Source organism: Sphingomicrobium sediminis (assembly GCF_023805295.1).
GTDB classification, from domain to species: Bacteria; Pseudomonadota; Alphaproteobacteria; order Sphingomonadales; family Sphingomonadaceae; genus Sphingomicrobium; species Sphingomicrobium sediminis.
Genome location: NZ_JAMSHT010000001.1, coordinates 1,135,792 through 1,153,965 on the forward strand (window position 1 = coordinate 1,135,792; position 18,174 = coordinate 1,153,965).

General features: G+C 63.2%; 22 protein-coding genes and 2 tRNA genes. 8 read left to right on the forward strand and 16 right to left on the reverse strand.

Translation table 11 applies throughout. The features are described 5' to 3' along the window. Nucleotides 1-28 precede the first annotated feature (28 nt). The gene (locus NDO55_RS05845; protein WP_341869981.1) at nucleotides 29-445 is read right to left on the reverse strand and encodes a response regulator; all 417 of its coding nucleotides are present in this window, start codon (nucleotides 443-445) and stop codon (nucleotides 29-31) included. Between the two features lie 25 nt (nucleotides 446-470). Between NDO55_RS05845 and NDO55_RS05850 the strand changes: the two genes are divergently transcribed. Both NDO55_RS05850 and rsmD read left to right on the forward strand, forming a co-directional pair. Then, nucleotides 471-1,307 (forward strand): pseudouridine synthase, encoded by an 837-nt coding sequence (locus NDO55_RS05850; protein WP_252113325.1) that lies wholly within the window; start codon nucleotides 471-473, stop codon nucleotides 1,305-1,307. Further along, a complete protein-coding gene (gene rsmD, locus NDO55_RS05855; RefSeq protein WP_252113327.1) occupies nucleotides 1,304-1,849 on the forward strand; it encodes a 16S rRNA (guanine(966)-N(2))-methyltransferase RsmD in 546 nt (181 codons plus the stop codon). The genes NDO55_RS05850 and rsmD overlap by 4 nt, the downstream gene beginning before the upstream one ends. On the opposite strand, the gene NDO55_RS05860 is transcribed toward rsmD, so the two are convergent. Both NDO55_RS05860 and NDO55_RS05865 read right to left on the reverse strand, forming a co-directional pair. Continuing rightward, nucleotides 1,829-2,308, reverse strand: a complete 480-nt coding sequence (locus NDO55_RS05860; protein ID WP_252113329.1) for a hypothetical protein — start codon at nucleotides 2,306-2,308, stop codon at nucleotides 1,829-1,831. The genes rsmD and NDO55_RS05860 overlap by 21 nt on opposite strands. 12 nt (nucleotides 2,309-2,320) lie before the next feature. Beyond that, nucleotides 2,321-2,929, reverse strand: coding sequence for an SOS response-associated peptidase (locus tag NDO55_RS05865; protein WP_279639085.1), 609 nt, complete (start codon nucleotides 2,927-2,929; stop codon nucleotides 2,321-2,323). A 98-nt stretch (nucleotides 2,930-3,027) separates the two neighbouring features. On the opposite strand from NDO55_RS05865, the gene NDO55_RS05870 reads away from it, so the two are divergent. Beyond that, a complete protein-coding gene (locus NDO55_RS05870) occupies nucleotides 3,028-4,152 on the forward strand; it encodes a hypothetical protein (protein ID WP_252113333.1) in 1,125 nt (374 codons plus the stop codon). Here NDO55_RS05870 and NDO55_RS05875 read toward each other — a convergent pair. Both NDO55_RS05875 and epsC read right to left on the reverse strand, forming a co-directional pair. Next, entirely contained in the window at nucleotides 4,130-4,468 is a 339-nt protein-coding gene (locus NDO55_RS05875; RefSeq protein ID WP_252113335.1) for a DUF2794 domain-containing protein, read from the reverse strand. The two genes, NDO55_RS05870 and NDO55_RS05875, sit on opposite strands and share 23 nt — an antisense overlap. Beyond that, entirely contained in the window at nucleotides 4,465-5,154 is a 690-nt protein-coding gene (gene epsC / locus NDO55_RS05880; protein ID WP_252113337.1) for a serine O-acetyltransferase EpsC, read from the reverse strand. Before epsC ends, NDO55_RS05875 begins: the two co-directional genes overlap by 4 nt. A 136-nt stretch (nucleotides 5,155-5,290) precedes the next feature. On the opposite strand from epsC, the gene NDO55_RS05885 reads away from it, so the two are divergent. Further along, a complete protein-coding gene (locus NDO55_RS05885) occupies nucleotides 5,291-6,208 on the forward strand; it encodes a hydrogen peroxide-inducible genes activator (protein ID WP_252113339.1) in 918 nt (305 codons plus the stop codon). A gap of 9 nt (nucleotides 6,209-6,217) precedes the next feature. On the opposite strand, the gene pgsA is transcribed toward NDO55_RS05885, so the two are convergent. Continuing rightward, nucleotides 6,218-6,790 carry a CDP-diacylglycerol--glycerol-3-phosphate 3-phosphatidyltransferase gene (pgsA, locus tag NDO55_RS05890; RefSeq protein WP_252113341.1) on the reverse strand — a complete coding sequence of 191 codons (573 nt, stop codon included), beginning with the start codon at nucleotides 6,788-6,790 and terminating at the stop codon, nucleotides 6,218-6,220. Nucleotides 6,791-6,892: 102 nt separating this feature from the next. On the opposite strand from pgsA, the gene NDO55_RS05895 reads away from it, so the two are divergent. Continuing rightward, on the forward strand, nucleotides 6,893-8,185 hold the full coding sequence (locus NDO55_RS05895; RefSeq protein ID WP_252113343.1) for an MFS transporter: 1,293 nt from the start codon (nucleotides 6,893-6,895) through the stop codon (nucleotides 8,183-8,185). On the opposite strand, the gene NDO55_RS05900 is transcribed toward NDO55_RS05895, so the two are convergent. The 6 genes from NDO55_RS05900 to NDO55_RS05925 all read right to left on the reverse strand — a co-directional run bounded on the left by NDO55_RS05900 (nucleotide 8,182) and on the right by NDO55_RS05925 (nucleotide 13,291). Continuing rightward, nucleotides 8,182-8,355 carry a hypothetical protein gene (locus NDO55_RS05900; protein WP_252113345.1) on the reverse strand — a complete coding sequence of 58 codons (174 nt, stop codon included), beginning with the start codon at nucleotides 8,353-8,355 and terminating at the stop codon, nucleotides 8,182-8,184. The genes NDO55_RS05895 and NDO55_RS05900 overlap by 4 nt on opposite strands. 92 nt (nucleotides 8,356-8,447) lie before the next feature. After that, a complete protein-coding gene (locus NDO55_RS05905) occupies nucleotides 8,448-10,067 on the reverse strand; it encodes a putative bifunctional diguanylate cyclase/phosphodiesterase (RefSeq protein WP_252113347.1) in 1,620 nt (539 codons plus the stop codon). 88 nt (nucleotides 10,068-10,155) lie between these two features. Further along, nucleotides 10,156-10,241: transfer RNA gene (locus NDO55_RS05910), tRNA-Leu, on the reverse strand. Between the two features lie 52 nt (nucleotides 10,242-10,293). Continuing rightward, complete coding sequence (locus NDO55_RS05915) at nucleotides 10,294-10,596, reverse strand: integration host factor subunit beta (RefSeq protein ID WP_252113349.1); 303 nt, start codon at nucleotides 10,594-10,596, stop codon at nucleotides 10,294-10,296. A gap of 153 nt (nucleotides 10,597-10,749) precedes the next feature. Next, nucleotides 10,750-12,450: a 30S ribosomal protein S1 gene (rpsA, locus tag NDO55_RS05920; RefSeq protein ID WP_252113351.1), complete on the reverse strand. Its 1,701-nt coding sequence runs from the start codon at nucleotides 12,448-12,450 to the stop codon at nucleotides 10,750-10,752. Between the two features lie 187 nt (nucleotides 12,451-12,637). Further along, the gene (locus NDO55_RS05925; RefSeq protein ID WP_252113353.1) at nucleotides 12,638-13,291 is read right to left on the reverse strand and encodes a (d)CMP kinase; all 654 of its coding nucleotides are present in this window, start codon (nucleotides 13,289-13,291) and stop codon (nucleotides 12,638-12,640) included. Nucleotides 13,292-13,394: 103 nt separating this feature from the next. Between NDO55_RS05925 and NDO55_RS05930 the strand changes: the two genes are divergently transcribed. The 3 genes from NDO55_RS05930 (at nucleotide 13,395) to NDO55_RS05940 (ending at nucleotide 14,269) form a co-directional block, all read left to right on the forward strand. After that, nucleotides 13,395-13,715, forward strand: coding sequence for an FYDLN acid domain-containing protein (locus NDO55_RS05930; RefSeq protein ID WP_252113355.1), 321 nt, complete (start codon nucleotides 13,395-13,397; stop codon nucleotides 13,713-13,715). A gap of 81 nt (nucleotides 13,716-13,796) precedes the next feature. Continuing rightward, nucleotides 13,797-13,872, forward strand: a tRNA-Ala gene (locus NDO55_RS05935). 160 nt (nucleotides 13,873-14,032) lie between these two features. Further along, nucleotides 14,033-14,269: a hypothetical protein gene (locus NDO55_RS05940; RefSeq protein ID WP_252113357.1), complete on the forward strand. Its 237-nt coding sequence runs from the start codon at nucleotides 14,033-14,035 to the stop codon at nucleotides 14,267-14,269. A gap of 19 nt (nucleotides 14,270-14,288) precedes the next feature. Here the strand turns inward: NDO55_RS05940 and NDO55_RS05945 are convergent, their stop codons facing one another. The 4 genes from NDO55_RS05945 to NDO55_RS05960 all read right to left on the reverse strand — a co-directional run bounded on the left by NDO55_RS05945 (nucleotide 14,289) and on the right by NDO55_RS05960 (nucleotide 18,158). Beyond that, the gene (locus NDO55_RS05945; protein WP_252113359.1) at nucleotides 14,289-15,374 is read right to left on the reverse strand and encodes a transporter; all 1,086 of its coding nucleotides are present in this window, start codon (nucleotides 15,372-15,374) and stop codon (nucleotides 14,289-14,291) included. Nucleotides 15,375-15,415: 41 nt separating this feature from the next. Next, nucleotides 15,416-15,796, reverse strand: a complete 381-nt coding sequence (locus NDO55_RS05950) for a DUF2946 family protein (protein ID WP_252113361.1) — start codon at nucleotides 15,794-15,796, stop codon at nucleotides 15,416-15,418. A gap of 95 nt (nucleotides 15,797-15,891) precedes the next feature. Beyond that, entirely contained in the window at nucleotides 15,892-16,047 is a 156-nt protein-coding gene (locus NDO55_RS05955) for a Flp family type IVb pilin (protein WP_252113363.1), read from the reverse strand. 176 nt (nucleotides 16,048-16,223) lie between these two features. Continuing rightward, nucleotides 16,224-18,158, reverse strand: coding sequence for a transglycosylase domain-containing protein (locus NDO55_RS05960; RefSeq protein ID WP_252113365.1), 1,935 nt, complete (start codon nucleotides 18,156-18,158; stop codon nucleotides 16,224-16,226). Nucleotides 18,159-18,174: the final 16 nt, after the last annotated feature.

The following is an 18,174-nucleotide window of genomic DNA, read 5'->3' on the forward strand; positions in this document are numbered from 1 at the left end:
CGGCTAGTGGGTGAATGCAAGGTGAGCGTCAGGCGTAGAGTTTAAGGCCCTTGGGCGCATCGACCCGGTCGCCCTCGAGCACTTTCTCGACGACCTGAATCGCTTCCTTCAGCTGCTTGTCGGTATAGGGTTTGACCAGTGCACCGACGGCATAGATGGCGCATTCGCTGGGCGGGTTGCCGGTGGCGAACAGGACGGGAATGCCGCGTGCCTTGGCGGCCTCGGCAACATCGATCCCGCTCTTGGTCCCGGACAGCTGGATATCGGCGAGGACAAGGTCGATCTGTTCGAATTCGATGTCGCGGCGCGCATCCTCATAGGTGTCGCGCGTGCCCACCACTTCATAACCGAGCTGCTCCAGCCGCTGCTCGTTATCGAACGCGGTCAGCGGCTCGTCCTCGACGACGAGGATACGCTGGATCAGTCGCTTTTTCTTTCCGAACAGGGTTTAGGCTCCTAGGAGGGCGGGCATGACGTCAAAAGACAAGCGCCAGAACCCGCGTCGAGGTTCCTCCAATTCGGCCCCGAAACGGAATAAAAGTGGTGGGGCCCCGCGCCGCGCCGCCAAGGGCCAGCCGCCCGCGCGCGAGGAACAGCGCATCGCCAAGCTGCTCGCCCGCGCCGGGGTCGCCTCGCGCCGCGAGGTCGAACGCATGATCGGCGAAGGCCGGATCGCCATCGATGGCGAGGTTTTGGAGACACCTGCCACCCTCGTGAAAAACCTGCGCGGCGTGACCGTCGACGGTAAGCCCGTCAGCCCGACTGAACAGACGCGCCTGTTCGCCTTCTACAAACCGCGCGGTTGCCTCACGGCCGAGCGCGACCCCAAGGGCCGCCGTACCATCTACGACGCGCTGCCCAAGGGCCCCAACATTCCCCGCCTGATGCCAGTCGGGCGATTGGATTATAATACCGAGGGCCTCTTGCTGCTGACCAATGATGGCGAGTTCAAGCGCCAGCTCGAGCTGCCTGCAACCGGCGTCCCGCGTACCTATCGCGCGCGTGCCTTCGGGCGGGTCCAGCAGGAGCAATTGGAAGCGCTGGCCGAAGGTGTCGAGATCGAGGGCATTCGCTATGGCTCGATCGATGCCAATCTCGAGCGTTCCAAGGGCGACAATCAGTGGATCCAGATGACCCTGACCGAGGGCAAGAATCGCGAAGTGCGCCGCGTCCTCGAATATCTCGGCATGGAAGTGTCGCGCCTCATCCGCGTCGCCTACGGCCCCTTCACGACTGAAGGCCTCGTCCGCGGGCAGTTGGGCGAAGTCGACCGCGACACGATCCGCGAGTTCCGGGCCAGCCTGTGAGGGTCATTGCCGGCCAGCATCGCGGTCGTCCGCTGGTCGCGCCCGCAGGGCTGGCGACGCGGCCTACCGCCGACCGGGCGCGCGAGACGCTCTTCTCGATGCTCACCAGCAGGATCGGTGCGTTCGGCGAACTGCATGTCGCCGACCTGTTCGCCGGCTCGGGCGCGCTCGGCATCGAAGCTTTGTCGCGCGGGGCTGCCCATGCGCATTTCGTCGACCAGGATGTCGCGGCGCGTAGGGCGATCGAGACCAATCTCGATACGCTCCAGCTCGCCGACCGTGCGAGCATTGCGGGCGGCTCCGCGCTCGCGCTGCCGCCCCCGACCCGTCCCTATGATGTGATCTTTGCCGACCCGCCTTATGCGCCGGGAAGCGGCGATGCGGTGGTGGACGCGGTTGCCAAGGCAAACTGGCTCGCGCCGGGCGGCTGGATGGCGATCGAGACCGACGCGAAAGAGAGCGTCGCGCCAGGCCCCTTCGCGCTCGCCAAGGATCGCAAGGTGGGCCGCGCCCGGCTGACCTTACTCTTCCTCGCCCCCTGAATCCTTCTTGGCCTCGCGCTTGGCCTTGGCCGCTTCCATTTCGGCCATGAAGCGCTTGCCCATCGCCGCAGCAGCAGCCGCACCCGCCATCTTGAGCGCGTCCTTCGAGCCACCCTTGTCGCTGCGCGCCCGCGTGACCTGCTTTTCGGCCATGGAGGCCACTGCAGCCACCGCGCCGGCGGCCACGATATCGGCAACCAGCGGATGGTCGATCAGCTTGCCGATCGCTTCCATACCCTCGTCGATCGGCTTCTTCTTCGACGATTTGGCCTCGTCGACCGTCTCGCCATTCTCGTCGATCCGTTCGGCGACGTTGACCTTCTTGGCCTTCTTGGCCTTTTCCGCCTTCTTGGCCTTTTCCGCCTTCTTGGCCTTCTTCTTTTTCTTCTTGGGCTTCACGGCCTTGGCGGCTTCCGCCTCTTCCATCGCCTCGCTCTGCTTCTTTTTCTTCTTCGCCATCACCGCTCTCCTTTAAGCGAACTGGGTCATTTTCTCGGCCGGATAGGGCACCGCGAGTGCTGTCGCCTCCTCGGTCTCCCCGCCCAGCCATTGGTCGTAATCTTCAGAGTGGAGCATGACGGGCATCGCCTTGGGATGCACCGCGCCAACCAATGCATTGGGTTCGCAGGTGAGGAACGCCATATAGCTTGCGCCCTCGCTGGCCTCGTCCCCGGGTCGCCAGATGCCGGCAAAGGCGAACAAGGGATCGCCATCGCCTTCGAGGCCAAACCAGTGTTTCACCTTGCGTCCCGTTTCCGGATCGGGCTTCTGGCTCCATTCCGAAAAGCGCGTCACCGGCACCAGGCAACGCCGCTCCGGATTGGCCAGGGCCGAACGCCAGAAGGGGGAAGAAAGGTTGCGCACATTGGTGACCGGGCGCCCGCCCGCCGCCTTGGGGCCCGGAAAGCCCCAGCTCATCCGGTCGAGCACCAGCCCGCCGTCTTCGCGGCGCAGCACTGGCGCCTCATATTTCGGATAGATTTCCGCCTGTGCAGGCAGGTTTGAACGGTCGCCCTCGAACGCGCCGAACAGCGCCTTCATCTCGTCCACCGACGCGGTCATTCGATAAAGATTGCACATGGCCTTGGACGATCGCTCCGCTGTCTCACTGTATTGACTTGATAATACAGTAGGGTCTATGTCGGCAATATTCAACATCAGGGGGGATTTTACCGCTCATGTATAGCCAACAAGAATTGGACGATGCCGTCGCCGCTGGTGCGATCACGTCCGACAGCGCCAATGCGCTGAGGGCATTTGTCGCCAACCAGCGCAATGCCAGCCTCGTCGATGAGGAGCATTTCCGCCTCATCACGGGCTTCAACGACATTTTCGTCACCATTGCAGGCGCGATCCTGCTGTTCGCGATCGGCTGGATCGGCCAGTCGATGGGCGACAATATGGGTCTGACCTTCGACGGTGGCGGACCTTCGCCGCTAGCCGGCGTCCTACTCGCCGCCGTGAGCTGGGGCCTTGCGCTCTACTTCACCGCCAAGCGTCGCATGGCGCTTCCGTCGATCCTGTTCCTGGGTGGCTTCCTGCTCGGCATCTTCTGGACCGCGGGCAGCCTGCTCGCGATGATGGCGGAAAGCATGATCGAACAGCCCGGCGCTCGCGCTGCGGCCGTCGTGCTGTCCATCTCGGCTGCCATCACGGCTGCTGCGGCCTACCTGCACTGGAAGAAGTTCCGTGTGCCGATCACAGTTGCTGCCGGTGCCGTTGCCGCTGCCGGGATCGTTGCCGGCCTCACCGCCGCGATGATCGGCGACAGCGTGGCGATCGAAACCATGATGACGATCATGCTGTGGGTCGTGCTCGGCCTAGGCCTCGCCATCTTCGCCTATGCGATGAAGTGGGACGGGTCGGACCCGGCACGCGTCACGCGCCGCAGCGATGTCGCCTTCTGGCTGCACCTCGCCGCCGCGCCGATGATTGTCCACCCGGTCTTCAGCCTGCTCGGCCTCAATGATGGCAATGCCAGCATCGCCGAGGGCTTCATCGTCCTCGTGCTCTATGTCGCGCTGGGGATCGCCGCGCTGGCGATCGACCGCCGCGCCTTGCTCGTATCGGCGCTGGCCTATGTGCTCTACGCGCTGACCGAACTGTTCCGTGAATTCGGCGCGGTCGAACTCAACATCGCGCTGACCGCGCTGGTGATCGGCTCGGCACTGCTACTGCTCTCGGCGCTGTGGCACCAGGCCCGCCACAAAGTAGTGGCGATGCTGCCTGCCGGCCTGCAGTCCAAGCTGCCGGACCTGCACGGTGTCAAAAAGGTCGAGGCTAGTCCCGAACCAGCCGCATGAGGCGGCGCTCGAGCGGGGCCAGGACCGGTTTGAGGTCGTGGCCCCGTTTGAGCACCTGACCATGTTCGGTGATCACCGCATAAGCGCCCTGCCGCTGACGAAGCGCAGGGCGCTTTTCTATGCGGATTTCGGGGTTTTCGGCATGGCGGCGAAAACAGGCGAAGACCGCCACATCCTTGTCCATGCGGATCGCATAATCGCGCCAGTGGCCCGCCGCGACCATCCGGCCATAAAGGTCGAGGATGGTCATGAATTCGTCGCGGTCGAAGCCGACCTGGCCGCCCTGCCCGCTCGGGAATGGAGTGACGACACTCATGCCGAGCGGCTCTCCTCATCCGATTTGGGCGCTGCCTTGGCCTTGGCGGCTTTCGCCTCGGCGCGCAGCTTCTTCAATTCCTGCTCCATCTGGCAGAGCCGCTTCTCCAGCGGGTCCGACAGTTCGTCGCAGGGCGTGCCGTAAGGCATGAATTCGCCGGCCTTGTCGGCCATGGTCGGCACCGGACGGGCAAGCGGCCCGACCATCGTCGCGCCCGGCGCGACTTCCTTGGTAACCACCGAATTGGCCCCGATCCGCGCACCGCGACCGATGGTGATTGGCCCGAGGATCTGCGCGCCCGAGCCGATCACGACATCGTCCTCCAATGTCGGGTGGCGCTTGCCGCCAATGCCGTTGAAGGGCGCGGTCCCGCCCAGCGTCACGCACTGGTAGATGGTGACATTGTCGCCAATCTCGCTGGTCTCGCCGATCACGGTGAAGCCATGGTCGATGAACAGATGCCGCCCGATCTTGGCGCCCGGATGGATGTCGATCGCGGTTAGCGCGCGCGAAAAATGGTTGACCATGCGCCCGAGGAAATGGAGCCCGCCCGACCAGAGCCAATGCGCAAGCCGGTGCAGCCCGAGCGCCAGCACGCCGGGATAGAAAAACACTTCCCAACGGCTCCGCGCCGCGGGATCACGTGCTTTGACACTGTCGAGATAGTCGATAAGGCCGCCGGCCAAGCCACTTTCCTTCGTGCTTACGAACTTTTGCCACATGTAGGGGCTGGACCCTGCCATGAAAAGGCGGGCGCGCATTGTCTTATCGCCCACGCCATTTATAGGGAGGGCATTAAACGACTCGTTCGATAAGGGAAGCATGACGGTCCACCTGCCCACGGTGAAGCAGTTGCAATATCTCGTGGCTCTCCACGAGCAGGGCCATTTCGGCCGCGCCGCCGAGCAATGTTTCGTCACCCAGTCGACCCTGAGCGCCGGGATTCGCGAGCTGGAAACGCTGCTCGACACCGTCTTGGTCGAGCGCACCCGACGCGTCGTCCGCTTCACCGCACTTGGCGAGAAAATTGCCGCACAGGCCCGCCGCGTGTTGCGCGAAACCGAGATTTTGGCCGGCTATGCGCGCGCCGAGGGCAAGCCGCTGACGGGCGAACTGCGCATGGGGGTCATTCCCACCATCGCGCCCTTCCTGCTGCCACGCCTGCTGCCGCATTTGCGCAAGAGCTATCCCGACCTGAAGCTCTATCTGCGTGAGGAAACCAGCCAGGCAAGCTGCGAGGCGCTGCATCGCGGCCAGCTCGACTGCGTGCTTTTGGCGCTGCCTTATTCATGCGGCGAGGTCGAGACCGTGAAGGTCGCCGAAGACCGGCTGTTTATCGCCTATCCCAAGGGTGAAGCGCCCGACCTCAAGGCCATTCCGCCTGCCCTGATCGAGGAAGGCCGCCTGCTGATGCTCGAGGACGGGCATTGCCTCAAGGATCATGCGCTCGCCGCCTGCAATCGCCCCGAAATCCGCGCCTCGGCCTCGATGATGGGGACGAGCCTGCACACGCTTGTCCAAATGGTCGACAATGGGCTTGGCGTCACCTTCATTCCCGAAATGGCGCTGGCGGCGGGGATCATCGACCATACCGGGATCGAGGCCAAACCGCTGGAGAGCGAACATGGCACGCGCGACATCGCACTCGCCTGGCGCAAGAACAGCCCGCGCGGCGAAGAATTCCGCCTCATGGCCGAGGCCTTGTCGGAACTGGCGAAGGAATTGAAGCGCAAGGCCTAGGCGCGATGCCTAGTCCATATGCTTGAGGCCGACCCGCAAATAGTCATAGCCGGTCACCAGCGTCAGCGCCGCAGCGCCCCACAGGCTGTAGATGCCGACCTCGTGGATCCAGGTCTGTGCCGGGAAAGCGCCGGCGAGGATCAGCGCGCCGAGCGCCAGCATCTGGAGCGTCGTCTTCCACTTGGCGAGCCGGCTGACCGGCACCGACACGTTGAGCGGGCCAAGAAATTCGCGCAGCCCGGAAACGATGATTTCGCGCAGCAGGATCACCAAAGCGGGGATGATCGTCAGGCCGGCAATGACCGGTTCTGGCTCTTCGGCGACGCGGCGGGTCGCGATGAGCATGATGATGACCGCCGCCACCATGATCTTGTCGGCGATGGGGTCGAGAAATTGCCCGAGGCGGCTGATCTGGCCTTGTGCACGGGCGAGATAGCCATCGATATAATCGGTGATGCCGACGAGCGAGTAGAGCACCCAGGTGATGAAATAATCGAGCGGGCTCGGCTCCCACAATAGCCAGACGAGGATCGGCACCGCGAAAATGCGCGACAGGGTCAGGATGTTGGGGAGGGTCAGCATGTTGGCGCCGACCTTAGGCAAAAGCCCTGCAAAGTGCCAATTCCTTTTCGCTTTGCCGGAAAAGCACGCTATGCCTGCGGCTCGGCCGAGAGGAGTGCGCCCATGAAAAGTTCGATCGGCCTGATGACCAAGCGGCGTTTTGCGCCCCTGTTCACGGTCCAGTTCCTGGGCGCCTTCAACGACAATCTGTTCCGCACCTCGATGGTGCTGTTGGTCATTTTCGGCATCTACGACGACCCCACCCGCGAGGCGAGCCTGTCGGCGATTGCGGGCGGCCTCTTCATCCTGCCCTTCGTCTTGTTCAGCGCCTTTGCCGGCAGCCTTGCCGACCATATGGACAAGTCGCTGCTCATTCGCCGCATCAAGACCGCAGAAATCTTGATCATGTGCGTCGGCGCGCTCGGTCTCGTGCTGCAAAGCGTACCGCTCCTCCTGCTGACGCTCGCCGCGACGGGGCTGCAGTCGGCATTTTTCGGCCCGATCAAATATGCGATCATCCCGCAGCATCTCGAGAAGGACGAGGTGCTGGGCGGCACCGGCATGGTCCAAGCCGGCACTTATGTCGCGATCCTTTGCGGGACGTTGCTGGGCGGTGCGTTGCTGGTGCGCATCGACAATGGCGGCATGGAGGCCGGACAGGCCGCGATCGGCGTCTTGGTCGTTGCCGCGCTCGGCAGGTTTGCCGCGCAATATCTGCCCCCTGCCCCGCCGCAGGGTGAAGCGGCCGCCGAAAAACCCGACTGGAATATCGTGCGGGCCTCGGTGCGGGTCACGCGCGAGGTCATGTCCAACCGCATCGCACGCTTGGCCATTTGGGCGATCAGCATCTTCTGGGCATTGGGCGCGGTCCTGCTCGCGCAATTCCCGCCCCTGGTTAAAAATGGCTTGGGCGGCGACGAAGGCGTCGCGACAGCCTTTCTTGCCATTTTCTCGGTGGGCGTTGCGGGTGGCAGCATCCTCGTCAATCGCTTGCTCGGTGGCCGCATCAGCGCGCGCTTTGCACCGTGGGCCGCCATCGGCATGGGCGTGTTCGTACTCGACCTCTATCGACGCCTGCAGGATTGGACGCCCGCTGCCGAATTGCTGTCCATCGGGCAATTTCTCGACCTCGACGGCGGTTGGTGGGTTGCGCTGGACCTGTTCGGACTGGCCTTGATGGGCGGCGCCTATGTCGTGCCGCTCTATGCCTATCTCACGACCCATGTACCGCCCTCGCTCACCGCGCGGGCGATCGCAGTCAACAATATCGTCAATTCGGGCCTGATGGTCGCCGGTTCGCTCGCGCTCACCTTCGCGGTGCAGGGTGGCATCACCATCGTCGACAGCCTGCTCGGCATTGTCGGGGTGGCGTTTGTAGCAGCCTATCTCGGCCGGCGGCTCGACCGCGCCAGCTAGGCGATGAAAAGGCTGGTGGCGATGAAGCCCGCCGCGAAGGTCATCGCGAATAGCTCAAGCTCTTCGCGGCGCTTGGCAGCAGCCGCGCACTCACCCGCGAATGTCACGCGATAGGCATCGCGCAGGCTGCGCAAGAAATCGGTGAAAGCGAGGCGGGCCGTGGTCTCCATGACCAATCCCTAACGCTTCATTTACCAGAAGGGCAACGCGGGTCGCGCAAAACGTCCCATGACGGGACGACTGGTCAAATATTGGAGAGGCGTTAGCCGTTGGCGGCGACGTCGTCGTCCGTATCGCGGTCGCTCTCATCGAGCGAAATCGGCTGACGCAGCAGCTGTTCTGCCTGGTCCGCCGACATCGCCTTGCCGAAATACCAGCCCTGCCCGAAGCGGCAGCCCATTTCGAGTACGGCGGCATGGGTCTTGGCGGTTTCGACGCCTTCGACGGTGACCGGAATGTCGAGCGCCTCGGCGAGCGTCGAGACGGCGCGGACGATGGCGCGGCTTTCGCGGTCGCGGGATAGCGACGAGACGAAGCTGCGGTCGATCTTGATGACGTCGAAGGGCAGCGCCCGCAGGTGCGAGAGCGAGGAATAGCCTGTCCCGAAATCATCGAGCGCGATGCGGATGCCCTGATTCTTGAGACTGCTGACGATGCTGCGCGCCAGATCGAGGTCGGCGAACAGCGAATTTTCGGTGATTTCGACCACAAGCCGTTCGGCCGGAAAGCCCGTTTCGGTCAGCATGCGCACCAGTTTCTGGGCGAGCCAGCTGTCCGCGAGCTGCGAGGGAGCAACATTGATCGACAGGTCGACATGGTCGGGCCATTCGAGCGCGGCCTTCATCGCCTGCTTGAATACGACCTCGCTCAACGCCTCGATGAGATTATGCTCTTCGGCGACCGGGATGAAGCGCGACGGGCCGACCATCCCGGCGAGGGGATGATCCCAGCGCGAGAGCACTTCGAACCCCAGCACCTTGCCCGTCGTGAGATCCACCTGCGGCTCGAAATAGGGAATGAACTGCCCGGCCTCTATACCGTAGCGAATTCCCTGCTCGATCTCCGAATGGGCGAGCAATTCGCGCTCCATTCCCTCATCGAACCAGACGGCGCGAGCAAGGCGCCCAGCCTTGCCGGCGGCAAGCGCGATATCGGCGCGGCGCAGCAGGTCGCGGGCTTTCATCTCGCCAATTTCGGCGCTGGCAATCCCGACATGGGCCCCGACCTGGATTACCTTGTCGTCGATTTCGTAGGGCCGCCCGGCGAGCTCGAGCAGCCTCTTGGCGAATGCGTCGATCGTATCGCGGCGACCGGGGCGCTGGACCATGATGACCGCAAATTCGTCACCGGCGACGCGCGCAACGGGACGGCCCCCGGTCGTGTCCTCGATCGCCTTGGCGATGCGGCGCAGCAATTCGTCACCTGCATCGAAGCCATGGCGTTCGTTGACCATCTTGAAGCGATTGAGCTGGAGCGAGATGACCGCAATCTCGGTCTCGCCATCCTTGGCCTCGGCAGCCAGCTTCATCGCCGCTTCGGAAAAACCCTTGCGATTGAGTAGGCCGGTCATGCCGTCGGTCGACGCTTGCTTGAGCGCACGCGCTTCGCTTTCCTCGCGGCGCATCGTCTCGTGCTGAAGATCGACATAATAGCGCCAACCGAAGAGGATCAGCGCGACGTTGAGCGCCAGCGCGGTGGCGGCCATGGTGAGGTCGTCGGTGACCTCGGGAATGCCGCGGCTGAGATCGATGAAGAGCGAGGCGCCGTTCCAGATGAACAGGCCCATCGCGCCAATGAGGATGCAAAGGACGATGAGGCCGCGCCAAGCGCGCCCTTCACTTGCCCCCGATACGCGTAGGGGTGCCTGATCCGCAGCGTCCATGGCGCGCACCATGGCCGATCAATCGTTAAGAAACAGGTCACAATGCCGCGAAATGCAGCACCGGTTAACGCCGGTTTTCCGGGATTTCTGGTGCGGACGGCGGGACTTGAACCCGCACTCCATCTCTGGAAGCCGATTTTAAGTCGGCAGCGTCTACCATTCCGCCACGTCCGCATCCCTGAACGATGCGGGCTGGGTAGTGGCGTCCTAGGCCCGCATCCTCGACCTAGTCGTTATCCGCCTTTTGCGCGTTTAAGTTCAAGCGCTCGCGCATTTCCTTGCCGGGCTTGAAGTAGGGCACACGCTTGGCCGCGACCTCGACGGGTTCGCCGGTCCGCGGATTGCGTCCGATCCGCGCATCGCGCTGACGCGTCGAAAAGGCACCGAAACCGCGCAGCTCCACGCGGCCGCCATCGGCCAGTTGCTGCGTGATGCTGTCGAAAAGGCTGGAGACGACATTTTCGACTTCACGCTGGGTGAGGTCGGGAAAGTCACTGCAAATCTTCTGGACCAGTTCGGAACGGATCATGGTGTCGGTAAACCCCCTCGAATTCATATACGCAAACGCCGCCCCTCCCGGCGGCTACTCGCCATAAGGATTGTCAGCAAAAAAAGGGCGGCGCAAGCCTTTGCTTGCACCGCCCGATTTTTCGTGTCGCAACTGCAACAGATTGGAAAAGACTTACTTTTCGTCCTTCTGCTTCAGCGCTTCGCCCAGAATGTCGCCGAGCGAGGCGCCCGAGTCCGAGGACCCGTACTGCGCAACGGCCTGCTTCTCTTCGCTGATCTGCAGCGCCTTAATCGAGAAGTTCGGCTTCTTCGAACGGTCGAAACCGGTGACGAGAGCGTCGAACTTCTGGCCGACCTGGAAACGCTCCGGACGCTGCTCGTCGCGGTCGCGGCCGAGGTCCGAGCGGCGGATGAAGCCGATCGCGCCATCGTCGCCAGCCTGCACTTCGAGGCCACCGTCGCGCACGTCGAGGACTGTGACGGTCATCGTCTCGCCCTTCTTCACGCCATCGGCGCCACCAACCGCGACACCGCCGCGCTCGAGCTGCTTCATGCCGAGGCTGATGCGCTCCTTCTCGACGTCGACGTCGAGAACGACGGCCTTGACCGTCTCACCCTTGTGGTGAAGCGCCAGCGCTTCTTCGCCCGACACTCCCCAGGCGATGTCCGACATGTGAACCATGCCATCGACGTCGCCGGGCAGGCCGATGAAGAGGCCGAATTCGGTCGAATTCTTGACTTCGCCTTCAACTTCGGTGCCGACCGGGAACTTCTCGGCAAACTCGCTCCAGGGATTTTCCTGGGCCTGCTTGAGACCGAGCGAGATGCGGCGCTTCTCTTCGTCGACCTCGAGGATCTTCACTTCGACTTCCTGCGAAGTGCTGACGATCTTGCCCGGATGGACGTTCTTCTTGGTCCAGCTCATTTCGGAAACGTGGACGAGGCCTTCGATGCCAGCTTCCAGTTCCACGAACGCACCATATTCGGTGATGTTGGTGACGCGGCCCGTGAAGGTGCCGTCGACCGGATACTTGGCGGTCGCGCCTTCCCACGGATCGGCTTCCAGCTGCTTCATGCCGAGGCTGATGCGCTGGGTCTCGCGGTTGATGCGGATGATCTGCACCTTGACCGTGTCGCCGATGCCCAGAACTTCGCTCGGGTGACCGACGCGCTTGTAGCTGATGTCGGTGACGTGGAGCAGGCCGTCGATGCCGCCCAAGTCAACGAACGCACCATAATCGGTGATGTTCTTGACGACGCCTTCGATGACCTGGCCTTCGGTGAGGCTCTGGATGAGGCCCGAACGCTGTTCGGCGCGGGTCTCTTCGAGAATGGCACGACGTGACACGACAATGTTGCCGCGGCGACGGTCCATCTTGAGGATCTGGAAGGGCTGCGGGATTTCCATCAGCGGACCAACGTCGCGGACCGGACGGATGTCGACCTGGCTGCCCGGCAGGAAGGCCACGGCACCGCCGAGATCGACGGTGAAGCCACCCTTCACGCGGCCGAAGATCTGGCCTTCGACGCGCTCGTCGGCTTCGAACTGCTTCTCGAGCTTGTCCCAGGCAGCTTCGCGGCGCGCGCGCTCGCGGCTGAGCATCGCTTCGCCATGGGCGTTTTCGACGCGGTCGACATAGACTTCGACTTCGTCGCCGACGGCGAGTTCGGCCTTCTGGCCCTGCGGTGCGAATTCGCGCAGCGGGACACGGCCTTCGCTCTTCAAACCAACGTCGATGACGGCGAGGTCGTTTTCGATGCCGGTCACCTTGCCGGTGACAACTTTGCCCTCGAAGCCTTCATCTTCGCCGCCGAGTTTTTCATTGAGCATTTCCGCGAATTCGTCGCGGGTCGGAAAAGCCGTTTCGGCCATATAAAAGTATCTTTCGTCTCTGGGTCTGCCGCTTAGCGTTCCACCATGGAGCGCCTTCGTCCGCGGACTTGGACAAACCTTGATCCGCCCGCCCGGGCTCATCCCGGACGAACATCCCCGATGACGAAGGGTCGTGGCGGCTTCAACAAGGGCGAGGCGACTGGCCGGAAAAAATCCGGTAAATCAATCAGCTCGTCTGGAGACGGGCCTCCACGAGCTCGATCGCTCGCTGGACGGCGCGCTCTATACTCATTTCGGAGGTATCCAGCAAGTCCGCATCCTCTGCCTGCACGAGCGGCGCGGCATCGCGGCCCGCATCGCGCGCGTCGCGGGCGCGGATGTCGAGGAGGACATCTTCCAGATGCACATCAAGCTCGCGTCCGATCAGTTCCTTGTAGCGGCGCTCGGCGCGCACTTCGGGCGCTGCGGTGACGAACAACTTGGCCGTCGCGTCGGGCGCAATGACCGTCCCGATGTCGCGGCCATCGAGAACGGCGCCGCCGGACTGTGCTGCAAAAGCCTGCTGCCGTTCGAGCAACGCCTGGCGCACCGCGGGATAAGCCGAGACGCGACTGGCAATTTCGCCCACCGTCTCGCTCCTGAGTTCCTCGTCATCGGGGTCGACCTGGTCGAGATCGCCGATCGCGCGCACTGCCTCGAACGGATTGCCGGGATCACCGCCGAACCGAAACAGCGACAACGCCACGCCCCTATATAAGAGGCCGGTATCCATGTGCGGCAGGTCGTAATGGCGGGCGAGAGCCTTGGCGATGGTCCCCTTGCCGCTGGCGGCCGGGCCATCCACCGCGATGACGAGCGGGGCTTTTGACGATTCTGTCATGACAGGGCTTTGACAGCGCCCCCGCCCTATGGCAAGGCGCCGCGCAACACTTCCGGCCCGCTCGACCAATCGCGGTGCCGGCAACCAAATAAGAGGATCACACATGGTCAAAGCCGAATGGGGCAGCAAGCGGACCTGCCCGAAATGCGGAACCCGCTTTTACGACCTTGGCAATGACGAGCCGGTCACCTGCATCGAATGCGGCGAGGAATGGATTCCCGAGCCGGTCCTGAAGTCGAAGCAGCCGATGCCGTTCGACGACAAGGACGCCAAGAAGAAGGATGCGGACCTCGCCGACGATGACGATCTCGATGATGTCGAGGACGATGATGGCGGCAGCGCCGACGACGATGTCGATCTCGACACCGGCGATGACGACATCAAGGTCGCAAAGACCGATGACGGCGACGACGACGACAGCTAGAATAGAAAATTCAGCGTCGGCGTGAAATTCGGGCTTGCAATGTGAGCCAGAATTTATAAACCCCGCCAAGCAATTGGATACGGGGCCTTAGCTCAGCTGGGAGAGCGCAACACTGGCAGTGTTGAGGTCAGCGGTTCGATCCCGCTAGGCTCCACCATCCATCAAAAAGGCGTCGCAGTCGCGGCGCCTTTTTTGATTCGGCGCGCACGAAATTTGGGCGCTCAGCATTTCCTCAGAATCTTTTCAGGGACGGACCAAGATTTGCCGTCCGCCGCGGTTCAACTTGCCTTCATCAAGCCACTTGAAGGATTGAACCCATGTCCCGCCTGTTCGATCACGACGCCGCCGACCGACTCCTCGACCTGCCCGTAGGGCTGGCCGGGACGATTACGGAAGGCGAGGCATCGGACGAACCCGAGCTGGGCCCCGTGGGCGAACTCATTGGCCTGCATGCCGGCGGCAATCGCCGCGGCTGGATGCTTCGCCTCTTGCATTGCGATCATGCCGATCCGTGGATCGACTTCGACCAGGGATGTGCGCGGCGACGGGACTGAACCCGCCGCCGCACCTTCATCAGAATGCGCCCTGCCAGCCGAGCATGAGCGTCCAGTCGGTCTCCATCTGGGGACCGTTGAGATCCTGATAGACAGGCAATCCGACTTCCAGCGCGAGGCGCTGGCCGGCGAGGCTCCCCTGCCCCGCAAGGTTTACACCCGCGAGCAGTTCGACCGTGTCGCCGCCGAAATTGGCAGGGTCGGCGGTCTGGACCGGCCCCATGATGGCGGGATCCTGGCCTGAAATACCGCCCTGCGTCGTCGCCTTGGCACGCAGCGAGAAAGAGACAGCGCGGATCGGCTCGTAGGCGACATAGGCGGTCAGCTCGTGGCGATCGCCCCATGTATAGCCACGATCATTCTCGCCAAGTCGAATGGTCCCAGCATATTGCGCGCCATAGCCGAGCTTTCCGTCGACCTGGCGGTACGTGATCGCAGGCTTCAGGTCCCACGTCCCGCTGCCGAGCTGCATCGCATAGGGCAGGTTGACCTCGGGCGTCATGTTCATGGGCGTGAGGATCGTATCGATTTCGCCGATCGACCCGGTGGGGATCGAGACGGCGGCCCGGACCACCAGCTCGCGATTGGTACCGGCATCGGTCGAGCGCTTTTCCTTGATGAGCGGGAAAAGGGCGCCGACCGTCAGGTCGCCAAAGCCCGACACTTCGGTTTCGAAATTACCAAGCTCGGTCGTGCCCATGCCGCCCTGATAGGTGACATGGTCCATGTCCTTGGTGATGTAGCTGCCCATCACGAGCAGGGTCACCTTGTCGCTCGGCGCATACATGACGCCGGCCATGTGCATGTTCATCGGCATGTCGAGCGGCACCACCCGCAGCGTGGGCGGCATGCCCGGCATCCCGGCGAAGCGGTTCGGAATGGTGGTCACGATCTCATCGGGCGAAATCGAGTCGGTCCCGATGCGGTTGCCCGACATGTTCATGTGCATGAAGCGGTAGGAGAACATCACCTCCCCAGCGCCATGGCTATGGTCGGCCATCACGCCGATGGGGGCATGATCGATGGCGTGAGTCCCGTCGGCAAAGGCGGGCGCGGCAAAAGTGAAAGGGGCCACGGCCAGCGCCGCGCCAATAAAGCGTTTCATGATTTGAATTTTCCTTCGGTTGATCGAGTTTTGGGGGTCGATCAGGCCGAAGGAGGCGCGCGCGAGGGCGGCCGCGGGGCGCGCCGCTGCGCACCGATGATGGCTGCCAGTTCGAGCGGATCACGAAGGTCGCCCGCCTGGGCGGTCGAGAGCTTCATTGCATCGCTGCCGCCAAGCGCGGCCTGCGCTACACCGGCAAATCCGCAATCGGGTTTCTCGAATGCGGTTTCATGGTCGACATGGGACGCACCCATCTCGCCATGGTCCATGTCCGCATGATGGATCATCTCGCCCATGTCCGCCACTTGCTGTGCGGGACAGGGATGCAGCACCCAGCCCGAGGCGGTGGCGACGGGCATGAAACCGGACGGGATTGCCGCCAGCATCAGCATCGCGAGGGCCAGGAGGGTGCGCGTCAGCATGGTCGCCCTCCCCCTAGACGCCGACGAGACACAAAAAAAGAGGCGGCGGAGACCGTGTGGTCTCCGCCGCCCCTCTTTTTGGGCTCTAACGAAGCTTAGAGTTCGTTGGCAACTTCGTTGAAGGTGTTGCCGAGCTGGCTGCCGATGCTGTTCATGGCAGCAATCGCGGCAACAGCGATCAGGGCGGCGATCAGGCCGTATTCAATAGCAGTCGCACCCTTGTTGTTCAGCTTCTTAAGAATCTTGGTCATCTCTGGTCTCCTAGTGATTCCACAAATTTAATTGGGTTTCCCCATGTCCCCCGACACGGGGATCCCGCGATCGGTAGTTGTGGAATAGACCCTAGGGGGTTGAGAAATCGTAAAACCGGCAGGTTATTATCCGTTAACCTAATCTAGTTGATTTGGCTGTTTTCCGCCAAAAATTTCTAAAGACGTTCAAAAAAGTCTTCCAACTCGCGGAAAATATTACGCAAAACGCCATCATCGACCTCCCAATCCTCGGGGATCGGGGATTGGCGTTCGGACGGCGGCGGGAGCGGCCGGAAATCGCGCGGCAATTGCGGTCCGCGCGTGCCGTCGACACTCAAGGCACCGGACATGAAGTCCTTCCAGATCGAGGCCGGAAGCGTGCCGCCCGATACGTTGCCGAGCGAGCGGTCATCATCATGGCCGACCCAGACACCGACGACGAGGTTGCCGGCAAAGCCGATGAAGATGGCGTCGCGATTGTCCTGCGTAGTGCCGGTCTTGCCGAAAGTCTGGGTTCGCAGGGCGGCGCGGCGGCCGGTTCCTTCATTGGCGGCCGCGTAGAGGAGGTCGAGCATGGGCTCCCATTCCTCGTCGCTGTCCATCTGCGCTTGGCGGCCGAGCATCGCCGGTCCTGCCCCGTCGGCAAGGCCGCGTTCCTCGACCGGATAGCGACCGCTGGCAACGGCGGCATAGGCTGCGGTCATCTCGATGAGCGGAATGCCGCCGGTGCCGAGCGCATAGCTGGGCCCGTCAGGGATATCGGCATCGATGCCCAATTCGCGCGCGGTGCGAACGATGCGGTCACGCCCCACTTCCTGCGCGAGACGGACGGTCGCCGCATTGGAGGAGCGCGCAAAGGCTTCGCGCAAGGTGATCTGGCCGCGATATTCGCCATCGGCGTTGCGCGGGCTCCAGCCATCGACCGTGATTGGGCTGTCATCGATCAGGTCGTCTGCCTCCCAGCCGGCGCGAAGGGCCGCGAGATAGACGACTAACTTGAACGCGCTGCCCGGCTGGCGATTGGCCTGGGTCGCGCGATTGAAGGGGCTGGCCTTGTAGGAGCGCCCGCCGATCAGCGCGACGACTTCGCCGGTCGGACGCATGGCGACCAGCGCCACCTGTCGGTCACCGAGATTGGCATTGATCGTCGCGCGCACGGCGATGCGTTGCAGGTCGGCATCGAGCGTCGTCGGCACTTCGGTCACGCCATAGTCGGCGGCCATGGTCGAACGGGCCCGCGGCGCGACCCAGTCGGCGAAATAGGTGCCGGTCGGAAGGCTGGCGCGGCTGCCGCGCAATGTCGCGCTGGCCGTATTGGACGCTGTCTGCTGGTCGAGCATGCCGAGATCGGCCATCGACTGGAGGACGATGCGGCTGCGCGCCTGCGCACCGTCAAGGTTGCGGGTCGGCGCAAGCCGCGAGGGCGCCTTGACCATGCCGGCGAGCATGGCGGATTCGGCAAGCGTCAGATCTTCGGGCTCGCGATCGAAATAGTGGCGGCTCGCGGCGCGCAGGCCATAGACGCCGTCGCCGAAATAGATGCTGGAAAGATAGCGCGAGAGGATCTCATCCTTGGTCAGCCAGCCCTCGAGCCAGAAGGCGATGATCGCTTCCTGCGCCTTGCGCGACAATTTTCGTTCGCCGTCGAGGAAGGCGGTCTTGGCAAGCTGCTGGGTGATGGTCGAGCCGCCCTGACGCACGCCGCCAGCCTGCGCATTGGCCCACATGGCGCGCGCAATACCGCGCGGGTCGACGCCCCAATGACTGTAGAAGCGACGGTCCTCGATCGCCATGAAGGCCTGCGTCACATGGGCGGGCAAGCGGGTCACGTCGACAGGCTCGTCCTTGATCGCGCCGCGCCGCGCTATCGGCTGCCCTTCGGCGGAGAGGAATAGCATGGCGGGCTCTTCGAGCGGCTCGAGGCTGCGCCCGAGCGGCGCCGTGAAGATCAGCCACAGCAAGGTGACGAGGAAAATTGCGGAAAAGCCGGTGAACCCCCAGCGCAGCCAGCGCCAGCGACGCTTTTTTCGCGGCGGCTCGGGCTCGGCCATTTCCTGGAGCCAGTCGGGACCGTCGCCGGTGGGGTCAAAATCTACATCGCGCTCGGCCATCGGCTCCCGACATACT

Coding starts and splice junctions, on each gene's coding strand:
- NDO55_RS05850 (WP_252113325.1), top strand. CDS start 471: ATGACGTCAAAAGACAAGCGCCAGAACCCGCGTCGAGGTTCCTCCAAT.
- NDO55_RS05860 (WP_252113329.1), bottom strand. CDS start 2,308: ATGGCGAAGAAGAAAAAGAAGCAGAGCGAGGCGATGGAAGAGGCGGAA.
- NDO55_RS05865 (WP_279639085.1), bottom strand. CDS start 2,929: ATGTGCAATCTTTATCGAATGACCGCGTCGGTGGACGAGATGAAGGCG.
- NDO55_RS05870 (WP_252113333.1), top strand. CDS start 3,028: ATGTATAGCCAACAAGAATTGGACGATGCCGTCGCCGCTGGTGCGATC.
- NDO55_RS05875 (WP_252113335.1), bottom strand. CDS start 4,468: ATGAGTGTCGTCACTCCATTCCCGAGCGGGCAGGGCGGCCAGGTCGGC.
- NDO55_RS05885 (WP_252113339.1), top strand. CDS start 5,291: ATGACGGTCCACCTGCCCACGGTGAAGCAGTTGCAATATCTCGTGGCT.
- pgsA (WP_252113341.1), bottom strand. CDS start 6,790: ATGCTGACCCTCCCCAACATCCTGACCCTGTCGCGCATTTTCGCGGTG.
- NDO55_RS05895 (WP_252113343.1), top strand. CDS start 6,893: ATGAAAAGTTCGATCGGCCTGATGACCAAGCGGCGTTTTGCGCCCCTG.
- NDO55_RS05900 (WP_252113345.1), bottom strand. CDS start 8,355: ATGGAGACCACGGCCCGCCTCGCTTTCACCGATTTCTTGCGCAGCCTG.
- NDO55_RS05905 (WP_252113347.1), bottom strand. CDS start 10,067: ATGGACGCTGCGGATCAGGCACCCCTACGCGTATCGGGGGCAAGTGAA.
- NDO55_RS05915 (WP_252113349.1), bottom strand. CDS start 10,596: ATGATCCGTTCCGAACTGGTCCAGAAGATTTGCAGTGACTTTCCCGAC.
- rpsA (WP_252113351.1), bottom strand. CDS start 12,450: ATGGCCGAAACGGCTTTTCCGACCCGCGACGAATTCGCGGAAATGCTC.
- NDO55_RS05925 (WP_252113353.1), bottom strand. CDS start 13,291: ATGACAGAATCGTCAAAAGCCCCGCTCGTCATCGCGGTGGATGGCCCG.
- NDO55_RS05930 (WP_252113355.1), top strand. CDS start 13,395: ATGGTCAAAGCCGAATGGGGCAGCAAGCGGACCTGCCCGAAATGCGGA.
- NDO55_RS05940 (WP_252113357.1), top strand. CDS start 14,033: ATGTCCCGCCTGTTCGATCACGACGCCGCCGACCGACTCCTCGACCTG.
- NDO55_RS05945 (WP_252113359.1), bottom strand. CDS start 15,374: ATGAAACGCTTTATTGGCGCGGCGCTGGCCGTGGCCCCTTTCACTTTT.
- NDO55_RS05950 (WP_252113361.1), bottom strand. CDS start 15,796: ATGCTGACGCGCACCCTCCTGGCCCTCGCGATGCTGATGCTGGCGGCA.
- NDO55_RS05955 (WP_252113363.1), bottom strand. CDS start 16,047: ATGACCAAGATTCTTAAGAAGCTGAACAACAAGGGTGCGACTGCTATT.
- NDO55_RS05960 (WP_252113365.1), bottom strand. CDS start 18,158: ATGGCCGAGCGCGATGTAGATTTTGACCCCACCGGCGACGGTCCCGAC.